This window comes from Undibacterium sp. Ji49W, assembly GCF_049340205.1.
GTDB lineage: Bacteria > Pseudomonadota > Gammaproteobacteria > Burkholderiales > Burkholderiaceae_D > Undibacterium.
Window position 1 is genome coordinate 1 of the sequence record NZ_JBMPOW010000039.1, and the last position, 4322, is coordinate 4322.

A 4322-nucleotide genomic window follows, 5' to 3' on the forward strand; every position below is an offset into this window, starting at 1 on the left:
ATTAAAAGCGCAAGGATGGGATCCTAGATATCCGTATAACTTCATCCTACCTGATGGCAGTTATCAAACAGGAGATCCTATCCAATCAGATGGCAGTAATGCTGACTGGATGACGGAGGACTTCATGCTTGGAAATCAAGTTATGGGGGCAGTTGGTTGGCAGAGTGTGGGGCATCAGTCGATTGCGCCTCCACTTGGATTTGCCCAAGGCACTAATTTTGCGACTCGGAATGCTACGACAAGTGTAGGGGTGGATTCGAGTATAAGCACAGTCAACGTTGCAAATATCAGCGATTTGCTCAATCCAAATGATATTCAGGTGGCTGCGGGAACGCCCAACTACGATTCAACCTATTGGGTCACGGCGGCTCAGCAAGGCTACGGAAATCTACCTAGCGGAACACAATTTATTGTAAGTGGAAACGACGATGCATACATACTCGGGGCCCCCCCTGGAATTAGATTTGACAAGGATCCTTATGCTAATAATTCAGCAGGGTACGTTATTCCAGGATCGCTTCTGGTCACACCAAGTGGTGTCGTGATACCAACCCCCTCAATCGCTGTTGGAAGCACGCAAGGGGCTGCTACACCAAATTTTGGTAAACTTGTGATTGAATTCCAGTCAGCGGTGAATGGCCTTTCCTTGCTTTTGAGCGATCCATCGCAGGCGTTACACAACTTTAGTGTAAACCTCAACAACTTTAGTATAAACGTCTTCGGAGTTGGCTTTCTGGGCTCGAATCCGGAAAATAAAGAATCGAATTTACTGATTAACACAGGGGGCAACGACTCATCACTATCATCAAATACGTTAGTGAATACGGGAGGCAAAGACCCATCACTTTCATCAAATACAATGGTGAATACGGGGGGCAAGGACTCCTCACTTTCATCAAATACACTGGTGAATACGGGGGGCAAAGACTCATCACTTTCATCAAATACACTGGTGAATACGGGGGGCAAAGACTCATCACTTTCATCTAACGGTGTGATAATGAGTCAGCAGAATGGAGGTACAAACCAAGGTAGTATAAATATTCCAGATGGCGCTATTCCTGATTCGAATGAGCTTCTTGCGGGGCAAGGCTTGGCTAATCTCGGATATAATGTGACGCATCAACCAACAGCATCGTCACAAGGAATTGAGGGGGTGCGTACAGCTGATTTGTCAGTGGAAGGTGTTGGACAGGTTGATGTTTATACGCCAACAACTTCAAATCCAAACTCGATAGTAAGGGCAATTGAAGCAAAAAATACACAAGCATCTGGTGTGCTTATTCAAACTAATTTGTCTGATGCCGAAATCAATTCTGTTGCTGCTAGAACTTGGGGGAAGCCAACTGCTCAAAATATCCAGACACTATTTTTTCAAAAACCGGACGGGACAATCATACGTATTGATCGCCCATAAGGAGATAGTTAATTATGCCGAAATTTAATTGCAAATGTGGTCATGATATGAATCTTTCGCAAGGTTGGTCTAATTGCGAATTGGCTCTTATTCCAGAAAAACGAATTGAAGAAATTGGTGATTTAATGGCGGGTGAGTCGAGATTAACTGACGACCAATTTTTTAATTTAATTGACGAGGTAAAAAATACAGTCTATCGCTGCCCTATGTGTGGTCGATTGCATTTAGAAAACAAAAACAAAAAAAATCATTTTGAATCATACATTTTGGAATCGTGACGAAAAAATAGTTTTACCAATCAGAAAGGTGATATTCCTTTTGGCTTTATTAGAGAGATTTCTCAGTTTCGAACCACATGTTCGTTGATATAAGATGTAGTAGTTGCTCCCCGATCTGACAGTCACCCAGTTTGAAGTGCGGAATTGTCAGATCAAATTCAGTTATTTAGTTTTGTAATTTTATCGTGCCACGCCTCCTTTCCGTCAATTAGCGAAAGCCGGGGTCAGGTCTTTCTTTGATACATTTCTACTGAAAGAAAAGCGACGGCGAGTTTAAGCATGGCTATTTTTTGGATTTTTTATGCACCTTAGATTCGCCTTCGCCGATACTATGATTTGTAGCAATGTCTTATGAAGTAATTACAAGACCAGAATACGGTAAGCTCTTCGGCAAAATAGAATGCCGCGAGAGCGAAACCAGTGTTCTGGCTTGTTTCTCTGCCTTGTTGAATTTATCAGGTATCAAAGTCAGGCTCACGCATTTGTTGGGCTTGGCTCCTAAGCCGCGTGGTCAGATTACAGGGCGTTTGTTCCAGGTGCTTAGCCGTCGCCTGGGTATGCAAACTATGCGCATTGCTCAAGCGCCACAAAGCCAGGGTCAGGTCTTACATTCATACACAAAGCCTACACAAAGCCAGGGTCAGGTCTTACATTCATACATTTCTTAAAAAACCTGCTATGCTTCTAGCATGGTAAGGCCACTAAGATTAGAGTTTGCAGGTGTTTTGTATCACGTCACTTCTCGTGGAGACAGGCGTGAAGATATCTATTTGGATGATGACGACAGGCAGGAGTGGTTGACGGTGTTGGCCGAGGTATGTGACCGCTTCAACTGGGTGGTACATGCCTACTGCGAGATGAGCAATCATTATCATCTGCTGGTGGAAACCATCGATGGCAATTTGTCGCGTGGTATGCGCCAGCTCAATGATTTGTATACGCCGCATTTTAATCGCCGTCACAAACAAGTCGGACATTTGTTCTAGGGCAGATACAAAGCTATTCTGATACAAAAAGAAGCGCACCTGTTGGAGTTGGCGCGCTACATTGTTCTTAATCCAGTACGTGCCGGGATGGTGAGTTTGCCAGAGCAATGGTACTGGAGCAGCTATCATTTCTGTGTGCGTGACCAGCACGCGCCGCCGTGGCTGGATACCGACTGGTTATTGGGACAGTTTGGCGTCACACGCCAACAAGCCAGGTTAGCCTATGCCAGGTTTGTACTGGACGGAGTGGGTTTGACTTCACCTTTGCTGGCAACCCGGCACCAACTGCTGCTGGGAGATGATGAATTTGTCGAAAAACACCAGCCTCAATTAGGCCCTGAAGACCTTCGGGACGTGCCTATCGCACATCGACGTGCTATCTCTTTGCCGTTGCATACCTATCAGGAAAACTTCACTGACCGCAATGAGGCCATGGCCCAGGCATATCGTTCAGGCGCTTATTCCATGGCCGAAATTGCAGCCTTTTTTTCTGTTCACTACGTCACTGTCAGCAGGGCAGTACGGGCATTTGAGGCAAAACACGAACAGTAGACTTGTGTTGATTCGCGCCTTCTTTAAAGACATTCACGAGATTGGATGGCGGCGACAAGTCTTATACTCACGCATTTGTTTGTTGTGGAATTGTCGTAAGGTAAGACCTGATCACTTTTGTTTATGTTTAGACTTCGTAAAAACTTTGACCCCAGAGCAGCAGGCAAAAATTCTTATTGTTAAATAATGGCGAGGTATATAAATGGGTATGTCATGGATTATCGGTTTCAATCCAAGCTTTCCTAAAGGAGAGCAATGGAAAGAAGTGTACGTAAATTCAACTGCTGACATGTATTTGTCAGAATTTTTATCTGACGCTTTGGAAAATATTCATCCAACCTTATATGAAAAAATTACCGAACAAAGCGGCGGACACTTCATTCACTTCGATGAACTTTCAAAAGAAGATTTTAGATTAGTTCATGGAGCCATCAATAACTTACTGAACAGCCCCGACTTGACTGACTACCAGATGGAGTGTGCAGCACTTTGGCATTCTTTACTTTCGCCCTTGTTTCAAATTGATGAGAGAAATTGAGCCCGTAAAAATAATTGTGTAAGTTCTCCCGCACAAAGCTGGGGTCACCCATTAGCCCCCGGTAGTCAATTAGTCGAACAACATACTCGCAACACACCGCGATAAGATATACCACGCCATCACGCGCTTGTTTCAAAATGCCATCGTGCCTTTTGCTTCAACGTGTGGTTGCGTGAATCGCACCAGTCACCCATGTGGATCTAGCGAAATATCCAACCTGGATTTCGCCCAAGTAGCACAGCTACTCCAGAAGCATTTCAGTACCGCGTTGCGTCCAAGTGATGGACAGATCTGTGGTCGTTACCAGTACGACCACCAGGGCCGCCTGCTCCAGTCCAGCAGTGATGCAGTTGGCCTGTACGGCACCAGCACCGGCAACGTCACGGGTACTACCCAAAGCCTGGTCAGCACCACCAGCTACGATCAGGCCGGACGTGTCATCGCCAGGACCAATGCGAATGGGGAAACCACGCAATATGGCTACGATCTGCGTGGCAACCTCATCCTCACGACGAAACCCCTGGGTCAGTATGAGCAGTATGCTTATGATG

Annotated in this window: 6 protein-coding genes; 5 read left to right on the forward strand and 1 reads right to left on the reverse strand. The window is 45.4% G+C overall.

Features of this window, described 5'->3' with window-relative positions; all coding sequences use genetic code 11:
* From ACO0LK_RS26875 to ACO0LK_RS26895, 5 genes are all read left to right on the forward strand, one after another.
* On the forward strand, positions 1-1417 hold a 1417-nt coding region (locus ACO0LK_RS26875), incomplete at its 5' end, for a hypothetical protein (RefSeq protein WP_422980586.1).
* A 14-nt stretch (positions 1418-1431) separates the two neighbouring features.
* Positions 1432-1695, forward strand: coding sequence for a hypothetical protein (locus ACO0LK_RS26880; protein WP_422980587.1), 264 nt, complete (start codon positions 1432-1434; stop codon positions 1693-1695).
* A 689-nt stretch (positions 1696-2384) separates the two neighbouring features.
* Complete coding sequence (locus tag ACO0LK_RS26885; protein WP_422980588.1) at positions 2385-2681, forward strand: transposase; 297 nt, start codon at positions 2385-2387, stop codon at positions 2679-2681.
* Between the two features lie 87 nt (positions 2682-2768).
* Positions 2769-3233 carry a hypothetical protein gene (locus ACO0LK_RS26890; RefSeq protein ID WP_422980589.1) on the forward strand — a complete coding sequence of 155 codons (465 nt, stop codon included), beginning with the start codon at positions 2769-2771 and terminating at the stop codon, positions 3231-3233.
* Between the two features lie 202 nt (positions 3234-3435).
* Positions 3436-3771, forward strand: coding sequence for a hypothetical protein (locus ACO0LK_RS26895; protein ID WP_422980590.1), 336 nt, complete (start codon positions 3436-3438; stop codon positions 3769-3771).
* Positions 3772-4012: 241 nt separating this feature from the next.
* Here the strand turns inward: ACO0LK_RS26895 and ACO0LK_RS26900 are convergent.
* Positions 4013-4322, reverse strand: a 310-nt coding sequence (locus tag ACO0LK_RS26900) for a hypothetical protein (RefSeq protein ID WP_422980591.1), incomplete at its 5' end; no start/stop codon positions are given.

What these genes read in the sequence shown, in the direction of transcription:
- ACO0LK_RS26880 (WP_422980587.1), top strand. Translation starts at nt 1,432, where the DNA reads ATGCCGAAATTTAATTGCAAATGTGGTCATGATATGAATCTTTCGCAA.
- ACO0LK_RS26885 (WP_422980588.1), top strand. Translation starts at nt 2,385, where the DNA reads ATGGTAAGGCCACTAAGATTAGAGTTTGCAGGTGTTTTGTATCACGTC.
- ACO0LK_RS26890 (WP_422980589.1), top strand. Translation starts at nt 2,769, where the DNA reads ATGGTGAGTTTGCCAGAGCAATGGTACTGGAGCAGCTATCATTTCTGT.
- ACO0LK_RS26895 (WP_422980590.1), top strand. Translation starts at nt 3,436, where the DNA reads ATGGGTATGTCATGGATTATCGGTTTCAATCCAAGCTTTCCTAAAGGA.